We start from the raw sequence: 25263 nt of genomic DNA on the forward strand, positions 1-25263 counted from the left end.
CGATCGCATGAGGTGTCCGGGTGGTTACCGTACGCGTTGTCCTCGGTGGATGCCTCGGCGCGGTGTGATCAGTCCTCGGTCTGGGGGCCGAGCAGGCGGATCTCCTCGATGTCCAACGTCGCCTGCACCTCCCGCAGCACGCTGTCGTCGATCTCGTTGTTGTCGCGCAACCGGGTCACCTCGCGGCGCTTGTGTTCCAGCACCCCCAGCCGCAGCCGGGTGTCCAGCTCCTGTGCCCGGTCGGCCTCGTCTCCGCCGCCGGTCGCCGTCACCAGGTCCAGGTGCCGCTGGTAGTCGGCGCGCAACCGGTCCACGGCCGCCGCGTCGACGGCGAGGTCGGCGGCGACGTCCGGCAGCGCCGCCAACGCCACCTCGGTGGTCCGGCGGCGGGCGTGCCGGACCTCGTCGCCACGCGCCTCGTCGCCGCGCAGGCCGGCCCAGCGGGCCACCGCCGGCAGGGTGGTGCCCTGCACCAACATGATCGACACGATCGCCACGGCGGTGCAGAAAATGATCAGATCCCGTTCCGGCACCGGCGTGTGCGTGGTGGCCGTGGTCACCGGCACCGCGAGGGCGGCGGCCAGCGACACCGCCCCCCGGAACCCCGCCCAGCCGGCCGCCACCCGCACCCGCCGGCTCACCGTGGCACCCCGGCCCACCACCGGCAGGCCGTAGGAGAACAGCTGCAACCACACCAGCCGGACCACCACCACCATCAGGGTGACCGAGGCGGCGATCGCCACCGACCGCATCAGCGAGGTGCTGGTCACGTGGTTCACCGCCCGGGGGATCTGCATCCCCAGCAGCACGAACAACGCCCCGTTGATCAGGAAGGTGGACAGGTCCCAGAAGGCGTACGCCAACACCCGGGACCGGGCCCGGATGATCCTCGGGCTGGCGTACGACAGCAGCAGCCCGGCGACCACGACGGCGAGCACCCCGCTGGCGTGCACCACCTCGGCGAGCAGGAACGCGGCGAACGGGGTGAGTACGCTCAGCGCGCCCTCGCGCAGCGGGTCGTCCAGCCGGCGGCGGATCAGCACCACGACCAGGCCGACGACCAGCCCGGCGGCGACGCCTCCGCCGGCCGAGCCGACGAACCGGCCCAGGAAACCGAACACCCCCGGCGCGGTGCCACCGACGATCAACCCGACCGTCACCGAGAACAGCACCAGCGCGGTGCCGTCGTTGACCAGGCTCTCCGCCCGCAGGGTGGTCAGGATCCGGCGGGGCATCCGCTTCGCCAGGCCGGCCACCGCCGCCGCGTCGGTGGGGGCGAGCACCGCGCCCAGCACCCAGGCCGCCTGCGGGCTCATCCCCAGCCCCTTGGCGACCAGCGCCACCGCCACCATGGTCACCACCACCAGCGCCACCGCCAGCGAGGCGATCACCAGCAGGTTCGCCCGGATCTCCCGCAGGCTGATCACCAGGCTCTCCCGGTAGAGCACGGCCGGCAGGAAGAGCAGCAGCACCACGTCCGGTTGGAGCACCACGTCCGACAGGGGCGGCAGCAGCGCCAGCAGCCCGCCCATGGTGATCAGCAGCACCGGCGGGGCCACCCGGTACCGGCCGCCGATGGTGGTGCCGACCAGCACGGTGGCGGCCAGCACCACGATCAGGACCAGGACCTCCACGGCACCCCCCGCCTCCACCCGACATGCTGGTACGAAGTCGGCGGCGAGGCGGGGAGAATCCGGGATCTGCCCGGACCGGGTCAGGTGACCCGGGACGGCTCCGCCGGCACCTCGGTCCAGGCCCGCCGCTCGGCGAGGTCCCGCAGCCGGTCCATCGCGTCCCACACGTCGACGTGCCGGGTGTAGAGCGCCGCCGGGCCGAGCCGTAGCCGGTCGGGCACCCGGTAGTCGCCGACCACCCCGGCGTCGACCAGGGCCCGGGAGATCCGCAGCGCCTCCGGGTGGTGCAGCGACACGTGTCCGCCGCGCCGACGCGGGTCGCGCGGGGAGGCGAGCTGGAAACCGTGCGGGACGAGCCAGGCGTCGGCCAGTTCGATGATCAGCTCGCCGAGGCGTAGCGACTTCTCCCGCACCCGGTCCATCCCGGCGTCGGCCAGCACGTCCAGGGCCGGGTCGAGGGCGGCCATCCCGAGCACCGGCGGGGTGCCCGCCAGGAACCGCTCCGGGCCGGGCGCGGGATCGTAGCCGGCCCCCATCCGGAACTGGTCGCGCTGGCCGAACCAGCCCCAGATCGGCTGGCGCAGCGACTCCTGCAACTCCCGCCGGACATAGAGGAAGGCCGGTGCGCCGGGGCCGCCGTTGAGGTACTTGTAGGTGCAGCCGACCGCGAGGTCGACCCCGGCGGCGGTCAGCTCCAGCGGCACCGAGCCGACCGCGTGCGACAGGTCCCACAGCACCAGCGCGCCGACCCGGCGGGCCGCGTCGGTCACCGCCGCGACGTCCAGCAAGGCCCCGCAGCGGTACGACACCGCCGAGAGCACCACCAGCGCCACGTCCTCGGTCAGCGCCGCTGCCAGGGTGTCCGGGTCCAGCCCCTCGTCGAGGTCGGAGGGGAGTAGCCGCAGGGTGTGCCCGCGCTGGGCGGCCAGCCCCTCGAGCAGGTACCGGTCGGTGGGGAACTCCTCGGCGTCGGCCAGGATCGTGCCCCGGCCCGGCCGGGCGTCGAGGGCGGCGGCGGCCAACTTGTAGAGGTTGACCGAGGTCGAGTCGGAGACGATCACCTCGCCGTCGCGGGCGCCCAGCGCGTGGGCGGCGATCCGGTCACCGATGCGGCGTGGCCACTCGATCCAGGTCGGCCAGCTGCGGACCAGCTCGGTGCCCCAGCCGTCGCCGACCAGGCCGGCCAGGTGGTCGCCGGTGGCGGCGGGCAGCCGGCCCAGCGAGTTGCCGTCGAGATAGAGCAGGTCGTCCACCACGAACCGGTCCCGCAGGCCGGCCAGCGGATCGGCGGCGTCCCGTTCCTGCGCGTCGTGCCGGGATGTCGGTGCGGTCATGGTGTCCTCCCTCCGCCCGGGGACACCCGGGCCGATGCAGGCTAGCCGATCGCCTGGTCGGCCCACCCCGGCCGGTGCCCCAGGCACCGCAGGCCAGCGCCCCGGCGTCGGGGAAGCGCCCGGCCGCCCCCGGGCTGTGCCGCGTACCCCGGGCGGGTCGGCGGTCGGTCAGCGGACCGGGACGGTGGCGGTGACGGTGGCCTGGTCGATGTCGCTGGTGCGGACGGTGAACCGGATCGTCCAGTCCCCGCGCGCCGGCAGGCTGATCTCGGCGCTGCCGTGGTGCGGCTCCGGGGTGTCCACCGGCACGGCCATCGGTTCGATCCCGGCCGCCGGCAGGGCGAGGCTGACCGTCCACTGGACCACCGGCAGCGGCTGCCCCTGCGGGGTGTAGACGTAGGCGTGCAGCGAGTTCGGCACCCCCACCCGTACCGGATAGATGTCGAACTGGAGGGTGTAGGTGCCGCTGGTCAGGGTCTGCGCGACGCCCTCGCGGGTGGCGCGGGCGGCCTCGGTGTCGGCGGTCCGACCGGGCGGGGTCTGCACCAGCACGGCGGTCAGTGCCAGCACCACCGCCGTGGCGGCGAGTTCCACCCCGGCGGCCCGCGCGACCCGGCCCGGCCGGTCGGCGGCCCGGCCGTCGCGCACCGCCCGGCGTTGCCAGGCGGCGACGCCGAGCACGGCGGCGAGCAGGGCCGCCTTGGCGCACAGCAGCCGACCGTAGGTGGTGCCGACCAGCGCGCCGGGCCGGCCGAGTTCGATCGCGGCCTGCCCGACGCCGGAGGCGACCAGCCAGCCCACCGCGACGGTCGCCCACCGCGACCAGGCCGGCAGGATGCGGCCCAGCACCCGCCGGTGCGTGCCGCGCAGCACGAACACCGCCAGGGTGACCAGCCCGCCCAGCCAGACGCTCATCCCGGCCAGGTGCACCACGTCGGCGAGGATGCTCACCGGCGGCAGGGGCGTGGCCACCGGGTGCCCGGCCAGCGGCCAGGTCACCAGCCCGGCCAGACCCACCACCGCGAGCGCCGTCCGCCGTCCGCGCCCGGCCCGCCCGCCGGCCACCGCCGCCAGCAGCCCGGCGGCGATCGCGGCGAGCGCCAGCCGGGCCCCGAGCACCGGCCCGACGTCGCTGCCCGCCACCGCCGTCAGGTCACCACGCGACAGACCGCCCACCGGAACCCCGACCATGTCGGCGGCCTGCGCCACCCACGTCCCGGCGGTGCCGACGGCCACCAGCGCCAGGCCGACGTACCCGGTGACGGTCACCGCGCGACGGCGGCGACGGCGCGGCCAGCGCACCGCGCCGAACAGGGTGGGGCCGACCGCCAGCACCAGGCCCAGGTAGCCGACGTACCGGGCGGCGGGGGTCCACCCGCCGGAGGGGCGCTCGTCCACGCTGACCGGCTCCGGGGGCGTCGCCGACGGCGCACCGGCCGAGTAGGCGAAGCTGCCGGCGACCGGGTGGCTGTCCGCCGAGATCACCCGGTAGCTGACCAGGTACGTGCCGAGCGGCCGGTCCGGCACCCGCACCGGGATGCGCAGCGTGGCCCCGTCCGCGACCGGCTCCCCGGCGGTGACCCGCCGCCCGTCCGGGCCGAGCACCTGCACCCGGCCGATGACCGGGGAGACCGACTCGCTGAAGACCAGCACCACCTCCGCGGGCGGGGCACCGATCACCGCGTCCCGGACCGGGCTGGTGGCGACCAGCGCGGCATGGGCGGCGGCCGGGGTCGCCGGGGTCAGCGGTACGGACAGCAGCGCGAGGAGCAACCCCAGCAGCACGGCGGAACGGGTGGTACGCACGCACAGTGGTTCGTATTTCGTGATCACATGGTTCAACCGTCGCCGGAACGATTCGGCTCACCGGTCGGGTGCTGGTGCAGGGCGAGGGTCAGCAGGAGGCGGGCGTCCGGGTCGTCGAGGGCCGGGCCGAACAGGCCGCGCAGCTGCCGCATCCGGTAGCGGACCGTCTGCGGGTGGGTGTGCAGGTCCTCGGCGACGGCGACCACCTGACCCTGCCGGCGCAGCCAGCCGTGCAGCGTTTCGGCCAGGGCCCGGCGGGTGATGGGCCGCAGCCCGGCCAGCGGGGCCAGCACCGTGCCGGCGAGGTGCCCGGCCAGGCCCGGCTCCCAGGCGGTGAGCAGGGTGAGCAGGTGGTCGTCGCAGGACACCACCGGGTCCGGGCCGAGCGCGCCCTGCTGGTGCAGGGCCAGCGCCCGGCGGGACAGCCGGTACGACAGCCGCGCCCGCTGCCGCTGCACCGTCGGCCCGAGCGCGGCCCGTCGCCCGACCAGCGCCTGCCGGGCCCGGTCGAGCCGTCCCGGCGTACCGGGATCGGGCAGCACCACCCGGATGGCGTCGCCGACGACGGCGGCCAGCGCCCCCGCGCCGATGCCCCGGGCCACGTGTTCGGCGTCGGTGCCGTCGACGCTGCACACGGCCACGGTCGCCGGCAACGGCCAGCGGGCCGCGTCGGCGGCGGCGTGCAGCACCGCCCCGGTCGGCGGGTCGGGCTGCACGAGGAGGGTGACCAGCCGGCGTCGGGTGGTGGCCCAGTCCTGGGCGGTGTCCCGCTGCTCGGCGAGGAACCCCTCGGCGGCGGCCCCGGCCAGCGCGTCGACGTAGCCGAACAACGCCCCGGCGATCACGTACAGGTCGGCCGGGGCCGGGCCGGCCGGTGCGGTGGCGGGCCAGCCGGGCGTGGCCGGCGCGGTGGCGTGTTCCACCAGGAAGGCCCAGATGTCGCGGGCCCCGAGGGTGAGTACGGTCCGCAGCGCGTCCACCCGGTGCCCCTCGCGGTACTCGGTGCGCCCCAGGGCGTGGAACACCTCCCGGGTGCCGGTCAGCTCCCGGGCCGGGTCGGCGACCGCGTCGACGAAGGTGTCGACGGCGGTCTGTACGCCCAGGGCCAGGCCCTGCCCCTGCCCACCGGTCAGCGACCGGCCCTGGGCGGCCATCGCGGCCCGGACGGTGGTGAGGATCCGCTCGTGCAGCGGCCCGCGCAGCCCTCGCAGGTGGTCGCCGACCGACGGCGCGAGACCGGCGAGACCGGGCTCGATGTCGAGCAGGGCGTCGGACACGATCGGCCATCCTTTGTCATCCGGGTGACAATTCCGCTGGTGAATCCTGCACCCCGGCACGGATCATTTTGGCACCACGCTACGTAGGGTCGGCGCATGGAGACGGATGTCATCGTGATCGGCGCCGGCCTGGCCGGTCTGGTCGCCGCCGCCGAGGCCGCCGACGCGGGCCGTCGGGTGCTGCTGCTCGACCAGGAGTCGGAGCACAACCTCGGCGGGCAGGCGTTCTGGTCGTTCGGCGGGCTGTTCTTCGTCGACTCGCCCGAGCAGCGGCGGATGGGCATCCGCGACTCGGTCGAGCTGGCCTGGCAGGACTGGACCGGCAGCGCCGCCTTCGACCGGCCCGAGGACCACTGGCCGCGCCAGTGGGCGCAGGCGTACGTGCACTTCGCCGCCGGGGAGAAGCGGGCCTGGCTGCGGTCGATGGGCCACCGGGTCTTTCCCGTGGTGAGCTGGGCCGAGCGGGGCGGGGGAGCGGCCCACGGGCACGGCAACTCGGTGCCCCGGTTCCACGTCACCTGGGGCACCGGCCCCGGCGTGGTCGAGCCGTTCGCCAGGCGGGTCCGGCAGGCCGTCGAGCAGGGCCGGGTGACGCTGCTGTTCCGGCACCGGGTCGACGAGCTCGTCACCACCGCGGGAGCCGTCACCGGGGTACGCGGCGCGCTGCTCGCCCCCGACGACGCGCCCCGGGGGCGCAGCAGCTCCCGGGAGGTCGTCGGCGACTTCCAGCACGACGCCCAGGCCGTGATCATCACCTCGGGCGGCATCGGCGGCAACCACGACCTCGTCCGGCGGGCCTGGCCGGCCCGGCTCGGAACCCCGCCCACCCGGATGGTCACCGGCGTACCCGCCCACGTCGACGGCCGGATGCTCGCCATCACCGAGACCGCCGGCGGGCAGGTGATCAACCCGGACCGGATGTGGCACTACACCGAGGGGCTGCGCAACTGGGACCCGATCTGGCCCCAGCACGGCATCCGCATCCTGCCCGGCCCGTCCTCGCTCTGGCTCGACGCCACCGGGGCCCGGCTGCCGGCGCCGCTGTTCCCCGGCTTCGACACGCTGGCCACCCTGCGGCACCTGCGCGCCACCGGCCACGACTACAGCTGGTTCCTGCTCACCCAGAAGATCATCGAGAAGGAGTTCGCGCTGTCGGGCTCCGAGCAGAACCCGGACCTGACCAACCGCAGCGTGCGGCAGGTGCTGCAACGCGTCCGGCCCGGCGCACCCGGGCCGGTGGAGGCGTTCAAGCGGCACGGGGCCGACTTCGTCGTCGCCGACACCCTGCCCGAGCTGGTGGCCGGGATGAACAAGTTGGCCGCCGAGACCGACGGGCCGCAGCTCGACACCGCCGCGCTGACCGCCCTGGTCGAGGCCCGCGACCGGGAGATCGCCCACCCGTTCGGCAAGGACGCCCAGCTCGCCGCGATCCGGGGGGCCCGCCGCTACCGGGGTGACCGGCTGATCCGGGTCGCCACCCCGCACCGGCTGCTCGACCCGGCGGCCGGCCCGCTGATCGCGGTGCAACTGCACGTGCTGACCCGCAAGAGCCTCGGCGGGCTGCACACCGACCTGTCCGCCCGGGTGCTGCGCCCCGACGGCGAACCGCTGGCCGGGGTGTACGCGGCCGGTGAGGTCGCCGGCTTCGGCGGCGGGGGCATGCACGGCTACAGCGCCCTGGAGGGCACCTTCCTCGGCGGCTGCCTCTTCTCCGGCCGCACCGCCGGCCGTGCCGCAGCGGCAGCCGTCAGCTGACCGGCACCGACACCCGGCCGGCACCGTGAGCCGACCGGCCCGGGCTGTGCCCCCGGTAGGCTCTGCGGCCGTGGACGACGACGCGCTGACCGCGCTGGTGACCGTCGCGGCGGGGCAGGTGACCCTGTCCGACAGGCGTACCGAGCGCCGCTGGTCGGTCGGGGTGGCGGCGTACCGGCTCGGCGTGGTACCGGTCACCCAGGGGTGGTACGCCCGGGTGACCGGGGAACGGCCGGGCGCCATCCGGGGCGACCGGCTGCCCGTGGAAGGGGTGTCCTGGCTGGACGCGGTGCGCTTCTGCAACGCGCTGTCCCGCCAGGAGGGGCTGACCCCGGCGTACCGGCTGCACGACGACGGTGCGGGCGTGGACTGGGACCGGGGCGCCGACGGCTACCGGCTGCCCACCGAGGCCGAGTGGGAGTACGCCTGCCGCGCCGGCACCCCGGGCCCGCGCTACGGCCCACTCGACGAGATCGCCTGGTACCGGGGCAACTCCGGTGAGCGGCCGCACCCGGTCGGCGGACGCGCCCCCAACCCGTGGGGCCTGTACGACACCCTCGGCAACGTCTGGGAGTGGTGCTGGGACGTCTACGACGCCGAGGTGTACGGCAGCTACCGGGTGCTGCGTGGGGGCGGCTGGTTCGACGAGCACTGGAGCTGCCGGGCCTCGGTGCGCCGTCGCAGCCACCCGACGTTGCGCATCGACGACGTCGGTTTCCGGGTGGCGCGTTCCCTGCCGCGCTGACCATGACCCGGCACGGACCCTCCGGTCGGCCCGGGGTCAGGGCACGCGTCGGGTGCTGTGCCGCGCGATCAGCGGGGTGGCCAGCTCGATCCGGTGGCTGTCCAGCCCCTCCCCGGCGATCAGGGACAGCAGCATCCGGGTCGCCATCCCGGCCATCTCGGCGAGCGGCTGACGGACGGTGGTCAGCGGCGGGGCGGCCCAGCGGGCGGAGTCGAGGTCGTCGAAGCCGACGATGCTGATGTCGTCGGGGACCCGGGCCCCGCGTTCGTAGAGCGCCTCGTAGGCGCCCAGGGCCATCTCGTCGGCGCAGGCGAACACGGCGGTGGGCGGCTGGGCGAGGTCCAGCAGGGCGTTCATCTCCCGGTAGCCCGACGGGGAGGTGAAGTCGCCGTGGCGGACGTACCCGGCGGGGATCTTGCGGTTTGCCGCGTTCATCGCGGCCCGGTACCCGTCGACCCGGGCCCGGCTGCACGGCACGTTCGGCGGCCCGCCGATCACCGCGATCCGATGGTGACCCAGGTCGAGCAGGTGCTCGGCGGCGGCCACCCCGCCGGACCAGTTCGTCGCGCCCACCGACGGGATGCCCGCGCCGGGCTGGCCCGCCGGGTCGATGATCACCACCGGGATGCCCAGCTCGTCGAGCTGGCCCTGCTGGCTGGGGGACAGGTCGGACAGGACGAGCAGCACCCCGTCGCACCGGCGCTTGGACAGCTGCTCGATCCACCGCCGGTCGGGGCGGGTGCGGCTGCGGCCGTGCACGGCGGAGACGACCACCCCGACGCCCGCCCGGTAGGCCAGCTCCTCGACGCCGTCGAGGATCTGCATCGCCCACGGGCTGCCGAGGTCCCGGAAGACCAGGTCGATGAGGCCGGCGGCCCCGGGCATCGAGGGCGCCCGGCGGGCGGTGTACGACCGCCGGTCGAGCAGGTCCTGGATGCGCCGCCGGGTCGCCGGGGCGACGTCGGGTCGACCGTTGAGCACCTTCGAGACGGTGGGGACGGACACCCCCGCGGCGGTCGCGATCTCCGACAGCGTCGCCCGGTCCTCCGCCATGCCCATCTCCTTCGGTCGTGCGCCCGTCGGCAGCATAGCCCGAAAGTTTCGGAGGTCGGGGGTCGGGCCGGCCGGCGCGGCGGTCGGACCGCTCGTCATCGACGGTCGCCGCCGACCCGTGTCGAGGGCCGCCGTCGCTCGACAGGGACTCGAAACTTTCTCGAAACGGAAGTATCCGGTACGTCCTGTCCCCGGCCGGCGGACCGGTCCGCCGAAATCGGGCCGGGGCGAACCGCCCACCCGGCCCGATTTCGACTCCGGCCGCCCATGCGGCATGCTGGTGCCCGGCGGCAGGAACCTCTGTCGGCGGCCGGCGACGACCCGCGGACACGCGGTCGTCCCTGCGCGGGACGTGCGGGAGGACAGGGCGGCGATGGCCGAGGCTCAGGCGAGGCGTTCCGTGTTCACCGGCACCAGTGAGATGGCCGGGCGGATGCGCGCCCTCGACTGGTCCGCCACCTCCCTCGGCGCGGTCGAGAGCTGGCCGGCGAGCCTGCGTACCGCCACCCGGATCTGCCTGACCTCCCGCTTCCCCATGATCGTGTGGTGGGGGCCGGAGCTGCGGTTCCTCTACAACGACGCCTACGGCCCGCTGCTCGGCAGCAAACACCCCGCCCTCGGCAAGCCGGGCGACCAGGTGTGGGCCGAGATCTGGCACATCATCGGTCCGATGCTGCGGGGCGTGGTGGAGACCGGCGAGGCGACCTGGTCGGAGGACCTGCTGCTGCCGATGAACCGGCACGGCTACTGGGAGGAGACGTACTGGACGTACTCCTACAGCCCGCTGCACGACGACGACGGCGTGGTACGCGGCGTCTTCACCGCGGTCAGCGACACCACCGAGCGGGTGATCGGTGAGCGCCGGCTCGCCGCGTTGCAGGACCTGGGCGCCCAGGCCGGCACCGCCCGTACCGTGGGCGAGGCCTGTGACCTGGTCGTCGGCTCGCTCGGCCGGTCCGCGGTCGACGTGCCGTACGCGGCCGTGCACCTGCGGACCCGCGGCGGTGAGCTGCGCCCGGCCGCCAGCACCCTGGCCGGTGAGGTCGACCGGTCCGACCCGACCGCACCGCCGGTGTGGCCGGTCGCCGAGGTGCTCGCCACCGGCCGGCCCGCCCACGTCACCGACGTCGTCGCCCGCATCGGTGACCTGCCCACCGGCGGTTGGCAGACCGCGCCGACCGAGGCGGTGGTGCTGCCCCTGCACGGCGAGACCGGCGCCGAGGACATCGGTGTCATCGTCCTGGCCGCCAGCGCCGGACGGGCCCTCGACGACGGCTACCGCACCTTCCTCGACCTGGTCGCCCGGCAGGCCGCCGCCCTGATCAACGGTGCGGTGGCCTACGAGGTGCAGCAGCAGCGGGCCGAGGAACTGGTCGAGTTGGACCGGGCCAAGACGGCGTTCTTCTCCAACATCAGCCACGAGTTCCGCACCCCGCTCACCCTGATCAGCGGGCCGTTGCAGGAGTTGCGGGCCCGCCTCGGCGACCAGGACGAGCAGGTCCGCGACGAGCTGGAGGTGATGCACCGCAACGCGTTGCGGCTGGGCAAGCTGGTCACCGCACTGCTCGACTTCTCCCGCATCGAGGCCGGCCGGATGCAGGCGAGCTACGAACCCGTCGACCTGGCCCGGTTCACCGCCGAACTGGCCAGTGTCTTCCGGGCGGCGGTCGAACGCGCCGGCCTCACCCTGGACGTCGACTGCCCGCCGCTGTCCCGGCCGGTCCACGTCGACCGGACGATGTGGGAGAAGGTGCTCCTCAACCTGCTCAGCAACGCGCTGAAGTTCACCTTCCAGGGCGGTATCCGGGTGTCCGTCGCCGAGCGCGACGGCATGCCGACCGTGCAGGTCGCCGACACCGGTGTCGGGGTGCCGGCCGACGAGATCCCCCGGCTGTTCGAGCGCTTCCACCGGGTCCCGCAGGCCCGGTCCCGGTCCCACGAGGGCAGCGGCATCGGACTGGCCCTGGTGCAGGAGCTGGTCGGCCTGCACGGCGGCACCATCACCGTCGACAGCACCCCGGACGTCGGGACCGCCTTCACCGTGCGGTTGTCGTACGGCGTGGCCCACCTGCCCGCCGAGCACGTCGTCACCGGCATCGGCACGGCGACGCCGTCGGACACCGTCGAGCCGTTCGTCCAGGAGGCGCTGCGCTGGCTGCCCGCCGGCGACACCGACGAGCGGCCGGCCGGACGACCACCGCCGGCCGACCGTCCCGGCCCGGACCGTCCCCGGGTGCTCGTCGCTGACGACAACGCCGACATGCGCGAGTACCTACACCGGCTGCTGCGTTCCCGGTACGACGTCACCGCCGTGGGTGACGGGCTCGCCGCCCTGGCGCGGGCCCGAACCGACCTGCCCGACCTGATCGTCAGCGACGTGATGATGCCCGGCCTGGACGGCCTCGAACTGGTCGCCGCGCTGCGCGCCGAACCCCGCACCATGGGAGTGCCGGTGCTGCTGTTGTCGGCCCGCGCCGGTCAGGAGGCCGCCGTCGAAGGGCTGGAGGCCGGCGCCGACGACTACCTGGTCAAGCCCTTCTCCGCCGAGGAGCTGTTGGCCCGGGTCCGGGCCAACGTCGACCTGGCCCGGTTGCGCAACCACCACGCCAACTGGCGGGCTGCGATGATCAACTCGCTGCAGGAGGGCTTCTTCGTCCTCGACGCCGACGGCGCGTTGGTGGAGATGAACACCGCCTTCGCCGACCTGTTCGGCTACGGCCCGGAGGGCCTGCCCTACCGCCCGCGCTATCCGTGGTGGCCCGACGAGACCACCGACCCGTCGGCACACCGGCTGGTGGCCGACACGTTCTCCCAGGCCATGACGGTGACCCACGGCTCGTTCGTGGTGCCGCAGCGGCACCGCGACGGTCACCGGCTCTGGACGGCGGTCGCCTTCAACGCGGTCACCGACGACCACGGCCGGCGGCTGGTGGTCGGCACCATCCGCGACGTCACCGCCGAACGGTACGCGGTGCAGCGGGAGACCGCCCTCAGCGCGCTCAACCAGCGGTTGTCCCGGGCCGCCAGCACCACCGAGGTGTTGCGCGCCGGAGTGGAGGAACTGCGCCAGCTGTGGCAGGCGCACCGGGTGCTCGCCACCCACTGGCCGGCGGCCGGCACCCCGACGGTGACCGGCACGCCGACCACCGACTGGGCGCAGCTGCCCGACCCGGTGCGCGACACCGTCACCGCGCTGCGGTCGCAGCCACCCCTGCGGATCACCATCGACCCGGCCACCAGTGTCCGGCCGGCCGGGGCCGGCACCACTGTCGACTCGCCGCAGGGTCCGCTGGTGATCTGGCTCGAACTCGACCCGGCGCGGGGTTTCGGCACCGAGGACCAGATGCTGCTGCTGCTCCTGTGCGGTGCCCTCGGGCAGGCGTTGCACCGGGCGCACGCCGCCGACCAGCAACGCGAGGTGGCGGTAGCGCTGCAACGGTCCATCCTCGGCCCGGCCGAGCTGCCCGCCGGCTTCGCCGTACGCTACGAGCCGGCGACCCGCCCCCTGGAGGTCGGCGGCGACTGGTACGACGCGGTGAGCCTGCCCGACGGTCGGATCGGCATCGTCGTCGGGGACTGCGTCGGCCGGGGCCTGCCCGCCGCCGCGGTGATGGGGCAACTGCGCAGTGCCTGCCGGGCCCTGCTGCTGGAGGCGTCCGGCCCGGCCCAGGTGCTCACCGCCCTGGACCGGTTCGCCCGGATGCTGCCCGGGGCGTCCTGCACCACGGTGTTCTGCGGCATCCTCGACCCGGAGACCGGCGAGCTGACCTACAGCAGCGCCGGGCACCCCCCGGCGATCCTCACCCACCCGGACGGCCGCACCGAGCTGCTGGCCGCCGGTCGGGGCAGCCCGCTGGGCATCCCGTCCCCCGGTGGACGCCCCGACGCGACAAGCGTCGTACCGCCCCGGGCCGTGCTGCTGCTCTACACCGACGGACTGGTGGAACGCCGTCGCCAGTCGCTCGACAGCGGGATCGCCCAGGCCGCCTCCGCCGTGCGGGAGCACCACACCGCCGGGGTGCAGCAGCTCGCCGACCGGGTGATGGACCGGATGACCCCGCAGGGCGGCTACGACGACATCGCCCTGCTGCTCTACCGCCACCCGGCGCCGCTGGAGTTGTCGTTTCCCGCCGACCGGTTGCAGATGGCCCCGGTGCGCTCCACGCTGCGGCAGTGGCTGCGGCGTACCGGCGCCGACCCGCACGTGGCCCAGGACGTACTCGTCGCCACCGGGGAGGCCTGCGCCAACGCGGTCGAGCACGGCCACCGCGACGCCCGCCCCGGGCTGATCCGGCTGCACGCGGTGGCCGCCGGTGCGGACCTGTTCGTCACGGTGGCCGACTCGGGGCGGTGGAAGGTGCCCGAGATCGACCATGACCGGGGGCGCGGCATCAACCTGATGCGCGCGCTGATGGCACACGTCGACATCCGGACCACCGATGCCGGCACCACCGTCGAGCTGCACACGAGGATCCCCGCATGAACACGCCCCTGGGCCTGTCCACCGGCCTGCGGGCCGACGGCGCACCGGTGCTGACCGTCACCGGCGAGATCGACATGAGCAACGCCGACGAGTTCCGGGCGGCGATCGTCGACGCCGTCGTAGACGGGCACCGGCTGACCGTCGACCTGACCGCCGTGGAATACCTGGACAGCGCCGCCCTCGCCGCGTTGTTCGCCCACGTCGACCGCCTGTCGGTGGTGGCGAACCCGCTGCTGGACAGCGTCCTGACCATCTCCGGTCTGAGTCGACTCACCACGGTCACGATCCGCGACTGAGCCGCCCGGCCGGCGGGTGACCCGGCGCCCCGGGTGATCAGCTCGCCGTCACGCAGAACTCGTTGCCGTCCGGATCGGCCAGCACGATGTCGCCGTCCGCGCCGGCATCCAGCCGGGTGGCCCCGAGGGCGACCAGTCGGTCGACCTCCGCCTGCTGGTCGCCCTCGGGGGTGAGGTCCAGTCGCTGCCGGTTGCGGCCCTGCCTGGGAGCCACGGGCGGACCACCCCAGGCGATCTTCGTGCCGCCGTGCGGTGACTGGACGGCGGTCTCCTGGTCCTGGTCCCAGACCAGCGGCCAGCCCAACGCCGCGCTCCAGAAGAGACCGACCGCCCGGGTGCCGTCGCAGGCGATCTCCCCGAGTGGACCGCAACCGGCGAGGAAGTTGTTGTCCGCCTCGATGACGCAGAACTCGTTGCCCTCGGGGTCGGCCAGCACGATGTGCCCCTCCTCGGGTCGCTGCCCGACGTCGAGGTGGGCGCCGCCGAGGTCCAGCGCGGTCGCCACCTGCCGCTGCTGGTCGTCGGGGCTGGTGCTGGTCAGGTGCAGGTGCATCCGGTTCGGACCGGCCTTGCGGGTGGGGCTCGGGACGAACCGGAGGCCGAGCTGGGTGTCCGTGCCGGGCAGGAGCGCCCCACCGGTGGCGTCCTCGACGACCTCCCGGTCGAGCAGGCCGGCCCAGAAGCGCGCCAGTCGGGTCGGATGTCGGGCGTCGAGGGTCAACGTCAGGGGTCCCGAGAGCATCACCGCACCGTAGACACCGGCCGGTGCGGCGACAAGGCAATATCGCCGGGCCCCGACCGGAGCGCGCGGCGGGCCCGATCCCCGCCCGCCGCGCCGGTCTCGCCCCAGCCGTGCCCGCCGCGCCGGTCTCGCGCCCCCAGCTGCCCGCCCCAGCCGCCGGCGGCACCCGGCGGGTGCCCGGTCAGTGGCCGTGCCAGGAACGCCACAGGGACGCGTAGACGCCGTCGCTGGCGACCAGGTCGTCGTGCCGGCCGATCTCGGTGATCCGGCCGTCCTCCAGCACCGCCACCCGGTCGGCGTCGTGCGCGGTGTTGAGCCGGTGCGCGATGGCGATCACCGTCCGGCCGGCCAGCACCGCACCGAGCGCCCGCTCGGTGCGCCGGGCGGTCGTCGGGTCCAGCGCGGCGGTCGCCTCGTCGAGGATCAGGATGTCCGGGTCGGCCAGGACGAGCCGGGCCAACGCCAACTGCTGGGCCTCGGCCGGGCCCAGGTCGCGCACCCCGGCCCCGAGCGGGGTGTCGAGGCCGTCCGGCAGATCGGCGTGCCAGTCGGCCCCCACCGCCGCCAGGGCGGCCCGCAACTGCGCGTCGGTGCCGCCCGGCGCGGCGAACACCAGGTTGTCCCGCAGCGTACCGAGGAAGACGTGGTGCTCCTGGGTGACCAGGGCGATCCGGCGGCGGCGTTCGGCCGGGTCGAGGTCGGTGACCGGGACCCCGCCGAGGCTCACCATCCCCCGGGCGGGCACGTCGATGCCGGCGAGCAACCGGGCCAGGGTGGACTTGCCCGCCCCGGACGGGCCGACCACGGCCAGCCGTTCGCCCGCCGCGACCGTCAGGTCGATGCCGTGCAGCACCTGCGGGCCGCCCGCGTACCGGAACGTCGCCCCGCGCACCTGCACCACGCGCCCGGTGGGCAGGGCCGCCCGGCCCCGGGGCTCCGGCGGCACCTGCCCCACCCCGAGCACCCGGGCGTACGAGGCGACGCCGCGCTGCGCCTGCTCCACCCACAGCAACAGCCGGTCCAGCGGGTCGATCGCCTGTTGCAGGTAGAGCGCGGCGGCGACCACCTCACCCAGGCTGACCCGTCCCCGCGACAGCAGGACACCCCCGGTGAGCAGCACGGCGGCGATCGGGAGCGGATAGCTGCCCTCCACCACCGGAAAGAACGCCGACCGCAGGGCGAGGGTGGCCCGTCGGGTGGTCCACACCGCGCCGATGCGGGCGGTGCCGTGGGCGACCCGGTCACGGCCCAGCCGCAACGCCTCGACGGTGCGGGCGCCCTCGGCTGTCGTGGTCAGCGCCTCGGTCAGCTCCGCCGTCGCCGCCCCCTCGGCCAGGTAGGCGGGGGTGGCCCGGCGCAGATACCGGTGGACCGCCAACCCGATCGACGGGAACCCGGCGAGCGCGACCAGGCCGAGCAGCGGGTCCAGCAGGAACACCGCGCCGAACAGCAGCGTCAACTGGGTGCCCGCGATGACCAGCACCGGCACCACGTCACGCAGCATGGTGCCCACCGTGGACACGTCCACCGAGCTGCGGGTGGCCAGGTCACCGGTGCCGGCGTGCTCGACCACCGAGACGGGCAGGCCGAGCAGGCGGGTCACGAAGTCCTCGCGCAGCCGCGCCACGGCCCGCTCACCGAACCGGTGCCCGGCGTACTGGGCGTAGCGGGCGAGCAGCCCCTGCACCAGCACGCAGCCCCCGATGGCCAGCGCCAGCCGGTCCACCGCGCCCGCCCCGGCCCCGGCGGTGACCTGGTCGACGATCCGCCCGATCAGCCACGGCGCGGCCAGCCCGGCGAGGGCGGCGGCGCTGTGTAACGCCAGCACCCCGACGACCGCCCACCGGTCACCGGCGAGCACGTCGCGGGCGGCCCGCCGGACCACCGCCGCACTCGCGACCGGGAGCTTCGTCATCGTCCGGCCCGCCCCACCGGCGTGTCGTCGGTGCCGCTGGTCCGCCAGACCAGCCGCCGGTAGTCCGGGTCGGCGGCCAGCAGCGCGGTGTGCGTCCCGGTGCCGGTGATCCGGCCGTCGCGCAGGTGGGCGACCGTGTCGGCGTGCCCGAGCAGCACCGGTGAGGTGCTCAGCAGCACCGTCGTGCGGCCTGTACGGGCCAGCCGCAGGCGCTGCGCCACCCGGGCCTCGGTGTGTGCGTCCACCGCCGACGTCGGGTCGACCAGGATCAGCACCTCCGGGTCGGCGAGCAGGGCGCGGGCCAGCCGGACCCGCTGCCGCTGACCGCCGGAGAGGGTACGGGCCCGGTCGCCGACCGGGGCGTCGAGACCGTCGGGCAGCCCTTCGACGACGTCGCGGGCCGACGCCACGTGCAACGCCGCGTCGATCCGGGCGTCGTCGACGGTGCCCTGTGGACCGGCGAGGATCTGCCGCAGCGTCCCGGCGAAGAGGTACCCGTCGTGGTCGGCGACCAGGATGCGGGAGCGCACCTCGTCGAGGTCGACGGCCGTCAGCGGGACCCCGCCCCAGGTGGCCGCGCCGGTGACGTACCGCCCCAGCCGGTCGGCCAGGGCCGCCGCGTCGCCCGGGTCGTCGGCGGCGACGCCGATCAACCGGCCCACCGGGACCGTCAGCCCGCTGTCGGGGTCGTGCAGCGGGGCCGGGCCGGCCGGGGCGGGACAGGTCGCCGGGCCGCCCACCGGGTCGGGGGCGAGCCGGAGCAGGTCGACGATCCGCCGGGCGGCGACCCGGCCCTGGATCAACTGGTAGCTGCCCTCCAGCAGGAACCAGACCGGCACGATGAGCACCGCCACGTAGCCGTAGACGGCCACCAGTTGCCCGACGGTGATCTCGCCCGCCGCGGCCGTGCGGGCGGCCAGCCACACCACCACGGCGAGGAACAGCCCGGGGATGACGGCGGTCAGCGCGTCGACCCAGCTGAGCACCGCACCGACCCGGTAGCCCTCGGCCCGCAGCCGTTGCGACCGGGCGGCGTACCGGCGGGCGAACAGGTGCCGGCCGCCCACCCCGGCGAGCACCCGCAGGCCGGCGACGATGTCGTCGGCCCGGGTGGTCAGCTCGCCCTGCTGTTGCCGGTAGACCGCCTCGGCCCGCTCCAGCCGGCGCAGCAGCGGGCCCACGACCAGCGCGATCACCGGCACCCCGAGCAGCGTCACCAGCGCCAGCACCGGGTCGATCGACCAGAGCACCACGGCCGCGACCGCGTACGCCAGTACCGCGCCCACCCCGGGGCCGGTCAGCGTGAGCACCTGCGAGGTGCGCACGATGTCGTACCCGCCGACGGTGGCGACGTCCCCGGCGGCGAGCCGGCGGGGCAGCACCGCCCCGACCCGGGCGAGTTGCCGCAGCAGCACGGCCGCCGAGCGGGCGCTGGCATCCTCGCGGATGAACGTCATGGTCCGGTGCCGCATGATGCCCGCCCAGGCCAGCGCGGCCCCGGCGACGACGATCGCGGCGACCCAGCCGAGCAGCGCCCCGGTGTCGCCGGTGCGCAGCCCGTCGTCGACGGCACGGGCGACCAGGAACGGCCGCACCGACAACCCCACCATCCAGACCGTGCCGAACAGTGACCCGCGCAGCACCCGCCACGGTTGGCTGCGGACCAGCCACCAGATGTACCGCAGCGGCCCCGCCGTGTCCGGGGTGCCCGGGTCCGGGTGGGGCAGGCGTGGAGGCACCGACCCAGGCTAGTCACCGGCCGTCGGCCGCACCGGCCCGTACGCGGCCACGGCGCGGTGGCGTACACCTCAGTGCCCGGCGGGGTGGCGGCATTGACGCGGCGTACGGCGACCGGCAAGCTCCTGTGCTCGGATCGTCGGCGGGGGGTCGCCGGCCACGGCGGGGGAGGGGCGATGACGCGGCGGCCGGCAACCCGCTTGTCGTCGCTGCTCACCACGCTGCTCGTCGTCGGCACGGCGACGGTGGCCGTCCCCGACCCGGCGCGTGCGGCGGCACCGGCCACGGTGTGCCGGGTCCGCGACGGGCGGCTGACCGAGATCTCCGGCATGGTCGCCACCGACTCCGGGTTCGTGATGGTCAACGACGGCGCCGACGAGGCGTCCCGGCGGCGCATCTTCTTCCTCGACACCCGGTGTGCGGTGGTGCGCACGGTGGCCTACCCGTCGCGGCCCCGCGACACCGAGGACCTGGCGGTCGGCGCGGACGGCACGGTCTGGGTCGCCGACACCGGCGACAACGACCGGACCCGGTCGACGGTGGCGCTGTGGAAGCTCGCGCCCGGGGCCCGCCGGCCGGTGCTGCACCGCCTGGCGTACCCCGACGGGGCGCACGACGCGGAGGCGCTGCTGCTCGACGGGGCCGGCCGGCCGGTGCTGGTGACCAAGCAGGGCGGCAGCGCCGGCGTCTACCTGCCGGCCGGGCCGCTGAGGGCCGGCGCGACGGTGCCGTTGACGCTGGCCGGGCAGGTCCGGTTGCCACTCACCACGACCCCGAACCCGTACTCGTTCTTCGGCCGTCGGCTGGTCACCGGCGGGGCCGTCGCCCCGGACGGCCGCCGGGTCGTGCTGCGCACCTACGCCGACGCCTTCGAGTACGAGGTGACCGACGGCGACGTGGTGGCCGCGCTGACCGGCGGCACGCCCCGGACCGTGGCGCTGCCCGACGAGCCGCAGGGCGAGTCGGTCAGTTACAGCCGCGACGGCCGCTGGCTGCTCACCGTCTCCGAGACCGCCGGTCAGCCACCCGGCACCCGGCCGACGGTGCTGCGTTACGCCCGCCCGGCGGCCCCCACGCCGGCCGTGTCGTCCCCACCCGCCCCGACGGCGTCCGACGGAGCCCCGACAGCAGCGTCCAGTGGTGCCCCGACAGCAGCGTCCCCGGGCGCGACCGCCACCGCCGTTGCCCGGTCCGGCGTCGACGGGACCCGGTCGCTGCTGCTGGGGGTCGGGGTGATCGTCGCCGGCCTGCTGCTGGCGGCGCTGGTCGGGGTCGTCCGGGCGCGGCGGACCCGCCACTGAAGCGGGGGACGGCGACGGCCGGGTGTCCCGGTGAGGGATGCTGGACCCGTGCAGATCAGCATCCTCGGCCCGCTCGCCGTCGACGGCCGGCCGGTCCGGGGCGAACGGCTCGCCGCCGTGATCCGCACGCTGGTCGACGCGCGGGGCCGGGCGGTCTCCACCCCGTTGCTGGTGGACGCGGTGTGGGACGGCACGCCCCCGGACGACGCGACCGGCGCGGTACAGGCCCTGGTCTCCCGGGTACGCCGGCTCGGGCTGCCGGTGCTCGCGGTGCCGGGTGGCTACCGGTTGCCCGCCGAACAGGTCACCGTCGACGCGGTCCGGGCCCGGTCGCTGCTGGAGCGGGGCCGGGCCGCCCTGCGTGACGGTGCCGGGCCGGCCGCCCGGGACGCCGCCGACGCGGCCCGGGTGCTGTTCCCCGAGGTCCCGGCCTGGGACACCGAGGAGACCAGCCGGCTGTTCGCCGACGTCGTCGCGTTGCGCGCCGAGGCGGCGTTGACCGGCCCCGGCCCGTATGACGACAGTGACCTGCGGCGGCTCGTCGCGCGGACCCCGCCGGACGAGCCGTCGGCCGCCCTGCTGGTCCGGATGCTCGCCGCCCAGGGGCGCGACGCCGAGGCCCTGGAGGTGGTCGCGCGGTTGCGCACCGAACTGGCCGACCGCTACGGCACCGACCCGTCGCCGGTGATCAGCCAGGTCCACCTGGCGTTGCTGCGGGGTGAACTGACCGCCCCGACCGGCCCGGCGTCGCCGGTCACGTCGACCCGGACCGCCCTGCCGGCCGCGTGGCGGCGGCCGGCGACGGCGCTCGTCGGCCGGGAGCACGACGTCGAGGCGGTGGAGGTGGCGCTGACCGAGGCGGCGCTGGTGACCGTCGTGGCCACCGGTGGCGCGGGCAAGACCCGGCTCGCCGCCGAGGTGGTACGCCGGGCGGTGGCGGCCGGACGACCGGCCCGGGTGATCGAACTCGCCGGCCTGCGGGCCCCCGAGGAGGTGCTGCCCACCGTCCTGGCTGCTCTCGGCGGGGCGGACACCACGACGGCCGGCGGCCCCCTGGGTCTCGACCGGCGGGTGCTCACCCCGCAGGAGCGGCTGCGTGCCCTCGCGCCGGATCTCGACGGCCTGGTGGTGCTGGACAACTGTGAACATCTCCTGGATCCGGTGGCGGCCGTCGTCGCGGACCTGGTCGCGGTGTGCCCACCGGAGGTGACCGTGCTGGCGACCAGCCGGGCGCCGCTGGGTCTGGCCGGTGAACGGGTGCACCGCTTGGCCGTGCTGCCCGACGCCGATGCGGTGGCCCTGGTCGAGTCCCGGGCCCGCGCCGGTGGTGCGGTGCCCACCGGGGACACCGACCGCACGTTGGCGCTGTGTCACCGGCTGGACAACCTGCCGCTGGCCCTCGAACTGGCCGCGGCCCGGCTGCGGCACATGCCGATCGACGACGTGCTCGCCGGGCTGACCGACCGGTTCGCCCTGCTCGACGCCGCGCTGCGTGGCCTGCCGGAGCGGCACGCGAGCCTGTGGGCGATGGTCGACTGGAGCCGGGAACTCCTCGCCCCCGCCGACCGGGACCTGCTCCAGCGGGTCGCGGTGGTCCCCGCCCCGTTCACCGCCGACCTCGCCGCCGCCGTCGCCGGTGTCCCCGACGTCCGGCGTGGGCTGGCGCGGCTGGTCGAACAGTCCCTGCTGACCCTCGTCGAGGGCGACGGCCCACCCCGCTACCGGATGCTGGAGACCGTCCGCGAGTACGGCGAGGCCCGGCTCGACGCCGCCGGTGACCGCGCCACCGCCATGGCCGGCCTGGTCGGCTGGGCCCGGCGGCAGGCGACCGGGCTGCTCGACCGGTTCATCGGCCCCGACCAGCTCGACGCGTTCGCCAGGTGCGCCGCCGAGCAGGACAACCTCGTCGCCGGCCTGCGGTGGGCGCTCGGGCACGACGACGAACCGGCCGTGGTGGACATCGCCACCCCGCTGTTTCACCTGTGGGCGGTACGGGGCCTGCACCTGGAGGTCTCCGGCTGGTCCCGGGGCCTGCTGCACCTCGACGCCCCCGGGCGGCGACACGGCTCGGCGATCGTCTCCGGCCGCAGCGGCGGTCGGCCGTTGCCCGACGCCGACCGGCTGGCCTGGATGTGCCTGCTGGTGGTGGTCAACGCCGGCATCACCGGCCCGCTCCGGCTCGCCGTGCTCGCCCGCCGGGCCCTGCGCCGGCTGTTGACCGAGCGCCCCCGGGAGGTCTCCTCCCGGCACGCGGTGCTCGCCTCGGTGCTGCCGGCGTTCGACCATCTCGACCCGGAGTTGGCGCTGCCGGGCACCTTCACCCTGATCGAGCATCCCGACCCGTACGTGCAGGGCTTCGGCCTGTTCGCCCGCGCGGCGATCGGGGACAGCGGGGGTCTGCCGGCGGCCTCGGTGGCCGACGCCGAGCAGGCGTACCGTCGGTTCGAGACGGCCGGCGACCACTGGGGGATGGCGATGGCGGCGCAGGTCGTCGGGCACGGCCTGACTCCCACCGACGGCAGGTCCACCGAGTGGCTGGCGCGCGGCGTGCACCACATGGAGCTGATCGGCGCCACCCAGGACGTCCGCGCCGCCCAGGTGGTGCTGGACGTGCAGCTCGCGCTGCGCGGTGACCCGGCGGCCGAGCGGCGGTTGGTCGAGACGGCGACCCCCGGTCAGGGCGAGGAGGTGGAGACCGCGCAGGCGGGCCTGGGGTTGGCCCGCCTCGCCTGGCAGCGCGGGCGGCATGCCGAGGCGCTCGACCACGCCGACGCGGTGGTCCGCGCGCTGGCCGGCTGGACCGGCCCGCCACCGCAGCCCCGGGTCGTGCTGCGGGTCGCGGTGGCGGTGCTGCGCCTGCGGATCGCCGAGGTCTGGCCGGCCGCCCGGCGCGACGTCGACGCCCGCGCCACCGACCTGCTGGCCGCCGCCGGTGCGGAGGCGCTGTCGTCGCGGGACCTGCCGGTGATCGGGACCTGGGCGTTGGGTGGCGCCGAACTCGCCGCCTGGCGCGACGACGTCGGGACCGCCCGGGAGTTGTTCGCGCTCGGCACCCGGCTGGGCAGCAACTCGGCGGCGTTCTTCCCGTCGGGCATCGGGGAACGGCTCACCGCCGCCCTCGGTGACGAGGCGCGGCGGGAGCCGTTGCTGGCCGGGTGGCGGGCGCGGCCGGCCGCCGCGGCCGCCACCCGCATCGGCGAGCTGATGGACGACCTGCTCGGCCGGATCACACCCGCCGACGGTACGCCCGCAGCGCCAGTGGCATGAACACCGCCACGAAGCCGGCGCACCACAGCAGCGTCCACCACACGTGGTTGCCGACCGGGGTGCCGAGGAACAGTCCGCGCATCGCCGTCACCAGGTGGGTCAGCGGGTTCACCGTCACCACCGCCTGCATCCAGCCCGGCAGGGTGCCGGCGGCGACGAACACGTTGGACGCGAAGCTCAACGGCATGATCAGCGCGAACATCACCCCCTGCACCGCGCCCGGCGTGCGGACCTTCATCCCGACGTAGACCGGCAGCCAGCTCAGGCAGAGCGCGAACAGCACCGCGAGCAGGCACCCGGCGAGGGCCTGCACCGGGCCGGACTCGATCCGGAAGCCGAGCAGGTAGCCGATCGCCAGCGTCGACACGGTCACGATCACGTACCGCACCACGTCGCCGAACACCGCCCCGACCAGCGGTGCGGACCGGGGGACGGGCAGCGAACGGAACCGGTCGAAGATGCCCTTGGCGATGTCGGTGTTGAGGTTGACACCGATCGCGATGCACCCGGTGGCGATGGTCTGCGCCAGGATGCCCGGCAGCAGGTACTGGAGGTAGTCGTGGGTGGAGCCGGCGACCGCGCCACCGAAGACGTACACGAAGATGACCAGGAACAGCACCGGTTGCAGGGTGACGTCGATCAACGCCTCCGGGGTCCGCCAGGTCTTGATCAGGCTGCGTTTGGCCAGCGCCAGCGAGTGCCGCAGCAGGCGCAACGGCCGGGGCTGCGCCACGACCGTGGACAGCGTCGGCCCGGTGCGGGGCGGGGTGCCGGTCAGGGTGCTCATGCGGCGACCTCCGTACGGGTGGTGTCGTCGTCGGCCGCGGTGCGGCCGGTGAGGGTGAAGAAGACCTCGTCGAGGCTCGGCAGGTGCAGCGAGAGTTCGGTGACCGCGATGCCGGCGGCGGCCAGCCGGGCGACGCTCTCGGTCAGCGCGGAGTCGTCGGAGACCGGTACCGCGAGCACACCCCGGCGGATCTCGTCGGCGGGTGCGCCGGAGCCCACCCGGGACAGGATCGCCGCCGTCGGGGCCAGCTGTGCCGGGTCGGTCGGGCGTACCTCCAGGGTCTGTCCGCCGACGATCCGCTTGAGCCCGTCCGGGGTGTCGTGGGCGATGACGCGGCCGTGGTCGATCACCGTGATGGCGTCGGCCAGCGCGTCGGCCTCCTCCAGGTACTGCGTGGTGAGCAGCACGGTCGCCCCGTTGGTCACCAGCGACCGGACCACGTCCCACATGTCCTCGCGCTTGGCCGGGTCGAGGCCCGTCGTCGGCTCGTCCAGGAAGATCACGTCCGGTGAGCCGACCAGGCTGGCGGCCAGGTCCAGCCGGCGGCGCATCCCACCGGAGTAGGTCTTGGCCGGCCGGTTCGCGGCGGCGGTCAGGTCGAACCAGTCGAGCAGTTCGGCTGCCCGCCGTCGCGCGCCGGCCCGGCCGAGTTCCAGCAGCGTCCCGAACAGTTCCAGGTTCTGCCGCCCGGTCAGGTCCTCGTCGACCGAGGCGTACTGGCCGGTGAGGCCGATGGACTGCCGGACCCGCTCGGCCTGGCGTACCACGTCGAGGCCGTTGATCCGGGCGGTGCCGGCGTCCGGGGTCAGCAGCGTGGACAGGATGCGCACGGCGGTGGTCTTGCCGGCCCCGTTGGGGCCGAGCACCCCGAGCACGGTGCCCCGGGGCACGGCGAGGTCCACCCCCTGCAACGCCCGGGTGCGGCCGAAGGACTTGACCAGGCCCTCGGCCTCGATCATCAGTTCAGCTGTCATGCCGTGCAGCGTGCGCCGGTCGGCTGACACCGCGCCGACACGCCGCCGACACCGGCTGACATCCGCAGGCAGGGGGTGCTGCGGTGGCCCGGGGGATGCTGCGGTGGCCCGGGGGGATGGTGCGGTGGCCCCACCGCCGGCGGTGGGGCCGCGCGGT

General features: G+C 75.2%; 16 protein-coding genes. 6 read left to right on the top strand and 10 right to left on the bottom strand.

The annotated features are described in order from the left end of the window. Positions 1-68: 68 nt before the first annotated feature. From ACQP2H_RS15005 to ACQP2H_RS15020, 4 genes are all read right to left on the bottom strand, one after another. Positions 69-1634 carry a Na+/H+ antiporter gene (locus ACQP2H_RS15005; protein ID WP_433233244.1) on the bottom strand — a complete coding sequence of 522 codons (1566 nt, stop codon included), beginning with the start codon at positions 1632-1634 and terminating at the stop codon, positions 69-71. 80 nt (positions 1635-1714) lie between these two features. After that, positions 1715-2968 (bottom strand): kynureninase, encoded by a 1254-nt coding sequence (gene kynU, locus ACQP2H_RS15010; protein ID WP_433233246.1) that lies wholly within the window; start codon positions 2966-2968, stop codon positions 1715-1717. Between the two features lie 168 nt (positions 2969-3136). Continuing rightward, positions 3137-4774: a copper resistance protein CopC gene (locus tag ACQP2H_RS15015; RefSeq protein WP_308290734.1), complete on the bottom strand. Its 1638-nt coding sequence runs from the start codon at positions 4772-4774 to the stop codon at positions 3137-3139. A gap of 32 nt (positions 4775-4806) precedes the next feature. Next, the gene (locus tag ACQP2H_RS15020) at positions 4807-6051 is read right to left on the bottom strand and encodes a PucR family transcriptional regulator (protein WP_433233249.1); all 1245 of its coding nucleotides are present in this window, start codon (positions 6049-6051) and stop codon (positions 4807-4809) included. Between the two features lie 96 nt (positions 6052-6147). On the opposite strand from ACQP2H_RS15020, the gene ACQP2H_RS15025 reads away from it, so the two are divergent. Together ACQP2H_RS15025 and ACQP2H_RS15030 are read left to right on the top strand one after the other, a co-directional pair. Continuing rightward, the gene (locus tag ACQP2H_RS15025; protein WP_219461888.1) at positions 6148-7806 is read left to right on the top strand and encodes an FAD-binding dehydrogenase; all 1659 of its coding nucleotides are present in this window, start codon (positions 6148-6150) and stop codon (positions 7804-7806) included. Positions 7807-7876: 70 nt separating this feature from the next. Beyond that, positions 7877-8551 carry a formylglycine-generating enzyme family protein gene (locus ACQP2H_RS15030; RefSeq protein ID WP_308290735.1) on the top strand — a complete coding sequence of 225 codons (675 nt, stop codon included), beginning with the start codon at positions 7877-7879 and terminating at the stop codon, positions 8549-8551. Between the two features lie 36 nt (positions 8552-8587). Here ACQP2H_RS15030 and ACQP2H_RS15035 read toward each other — a convergent pair whose 3' ends face one another. Then, the gene (locus ACQP2H_RS15035; protein WP_208566004.1) at positions 8588-9604 is read right to left on the bottom strand and encodes a LacI family DNA-binding transcriptional regulator; all 1017 of its coding nucleotides are present in this window, start codon (positions 9602-9604) and stop codon (positions 8588-8590) included. Positions 9605-9977: 373 nt separating this feature from the next. Between ACQP2H_RS15035 and ACQP2H_RS15040 the strand changes: the two genes are divergently transcribed. Both ACQP2H_RS15040 and ACQP2H_RS15045 read left to right on the top strand, forming a co-directional pair. After that, a complete protein-coding gene (locus tag ACQP2H_RS15040; protein WP_433233252.1) occupies positions 9978-14087 on the top strand; it encodes a SpoIIE family protein phosphatase in 4110 nt (1369 codons plus the stop codon). After that, positions 14084-14383 (top strand): STAS domain-containing protein, encoded by a 300-nt coding sequence (locus tag ACQP2H_RS15045; protein ID WP_357533501.1) that lies wholly within the window; start codon positions 14084-14086, stop codon positions 14381-14383. Before ACQP2H_RS15040 ends, ACQP2H_RS15045 begins: the two co-directional genes overlap by 4 nt. Positions 14384-14420: 37 nt before the next feature. Here the strand turns inward: ACQP2H_RS15045 and ACQP2H_RS15050 are convergent, their stop codons facing one another. The 3 genes from ACQP2H_RS15050 to ACQP2H_RS15060 all read right to left on the bottom strand — a co-directional run bounded on the left by ACQP2H_RS15050 (position 14421) and on the right by ACQP2H_RS15060 (position 18683). Continuing rightward, entirely contained in the window at positions 14421-15125 is a 705-nt protein-coding gene (locus tag ACQP2H_RS15050; protein ID WP_208566001.1) for a VOC family protein, read from the bottom strand. A gap of 181 nt (positions 15126-15306) precedes the next feature. Further along, on the bottom strand, positions 15307-17040 hold the full coding sequence (locus ACQP2H_RS15055; RefSeq protein ID WP_357533497.1) for an ABC transporter ATP-binding protein: 1734 nt from the start codon (positions 17038-17040) through the stop codon (positions 15307-15309). After that, on the bottom strand, positions 17037-18683 hold the full coding sequence (locus tag ACQP2H_RS15060) for an ABC transporter ATP-binding protein (protein WP_357534020.1): 1647 nt from the start codon (positions 18681-18683) through the stop codon (positions 17037-17039). The genes ACQP2H_RS15055 and ACQP2H_RS15060 overlap by 4 nt, the downstream gene beginning before the upstream one ends. Positions 18684-18953: 270 nt before the next feature. On the opposite strand from ACQP2H_RS15060, the gene ACQP2H_RS15065 reads away from it, so the two are divergent. Further along, complete coding sequence (locus ACQP2H_RS15065) at positions 18954-20078, top strand: hypothetical protein (protein WP_357018612.1); 1125 nt, start codon at positions 18954-18956, stop codon at positions 20076-20078. Between the two features lie 48 nt (positions 20079-20126). After that, a complete protein-coding gene (locus ACQP2H_RS15070) occupies positions 20127-23345 on the top strand; it encodes a BTAD domain-containing putative transcriptional regulator (RefSeq protein WP_357533493.1) in 3219 nt (1072 codons plus the stop codon). Here the strand turns inward: ACQP2H_RS15070 and ACQP2H_RS15075 are convergent. Together ACQP2H_RS15075 and ACQP2H_RS15080 are read right to left on the bottom strand one after the other, a co-directional pair. Continuing rightward, positions 23305-24132 carry an ABC transporter permease gene (locus tag ACQP2H_RS15075; RefSeq protein ID WP_357533491.1) on the bottom strand — a complete coding sequence of 276 codons (828 nt, stop codon included), beginning with the start codon at positions 24130-24132 and terminating at the stop codon, positions 23305-23307. The genes ACQP2H_RS15070 and ACQP2H_RS15075 overlap by 41 nt on opposite strands. Then, complete coding sequence (locus ACQP2H_RS15080) at positions 24129-25106, bottom strand: ATP-binding cassette domain-containing protein (protein WP_219461907.1); 978 nt, start codon at positions 25104-25106, stop codon at positions 24129-24131. The genes ACQP2H_RS15075 and ACQP2H_RS15080 overlap by 4 nt, the downstream gene beginning before the upstream one ends. Positions 25107-25263: the final 157 nt, after the last annotated feature.

It is taken from the genome of Micromonospora sp. CA-248260, assembly GCF_050942205.1.
Taxonomy (GTDB): Bacteria; Actinomycetota; Actinomycetes; order Mycobacteriales; family Micromonosporaceae; genus Micromonospora; species Micromonospora antibiotica.

Bases quoted from the DNA above. Each gene is read 5' to 3' on its own strand.
- kynU (WP_433233246.1), bottom strand. From the start codon at position 2,968: ATGACCGCACCGACATCCCGGCACGACGCGCAGGAACGGGACGCCGCC.
- ACQP2H_RS15025 (WP_219461888.1), top strand. From the start codon at position 6,148: ATGGAGACGGATGTCATCGTGATCGGCGCCGGCCTGGCCGGTCTGGTC.
- ACQP2H_RS15035 (WP_208566004.1), bottom strand. From the start codon at position 9,604: ATGGCGGAGGACCGGGCGACGCTGTCGGAGATCGCGACCGCCGCGGGG.
- ACQP2H_RS15040 (WP_433233252.1), top strand. From the start codon at position 9,978: ATGGCCGAGGCTCAGGCGAGGCGTTCCGTGTTCACCGGCACCAGTGAG.
- ACQP2H_RS15045 (WP_357533501.1), top strand. From the start codon at position 14,084: ATGAACACGCCCCTGGGCCTGTCCACCGGCCTGCGGGCCGACGGCGCA.
- ACQP2H_RS15050 (WP_208566001.1), bottom strand. From the start codon at position 15,125: ATGCTCTCGGGACCCCTGACGTTGACCCTCGACGCCCGACATCCGACC.
- ACQP2H_RS15055 (WP_357533497.1), bottom strand. From the start codon at position 17,040: ATGACGAAGCTCCCGGTCGCGAGTGCGGCGGTGGTCCGGCGGGCCGCC.
- ACQP2H_RS15065 (WP_357018612.1), top strand. From the start codon at position 18,954: ATGACGCGGCGGCCGGCAACCCGCTTGTCGTCGCTGCTCACCACGCTG.
- ACQP2H_RS15075 (WP_357533491.1), bottom strand. From the start codon at position 24,132: ATGAGCACCCTGACCGGCACCCCGCCCCGCACCGGGCCGACGCTGTCC.
- ACQP2H_RS15080 (WP_219461907.1), bottom strand. From the start codon at position 25,106: ATGACAGCTGAACTGATGATCGAGGCCGAGGGCCTGGTCAAGTCCTTC.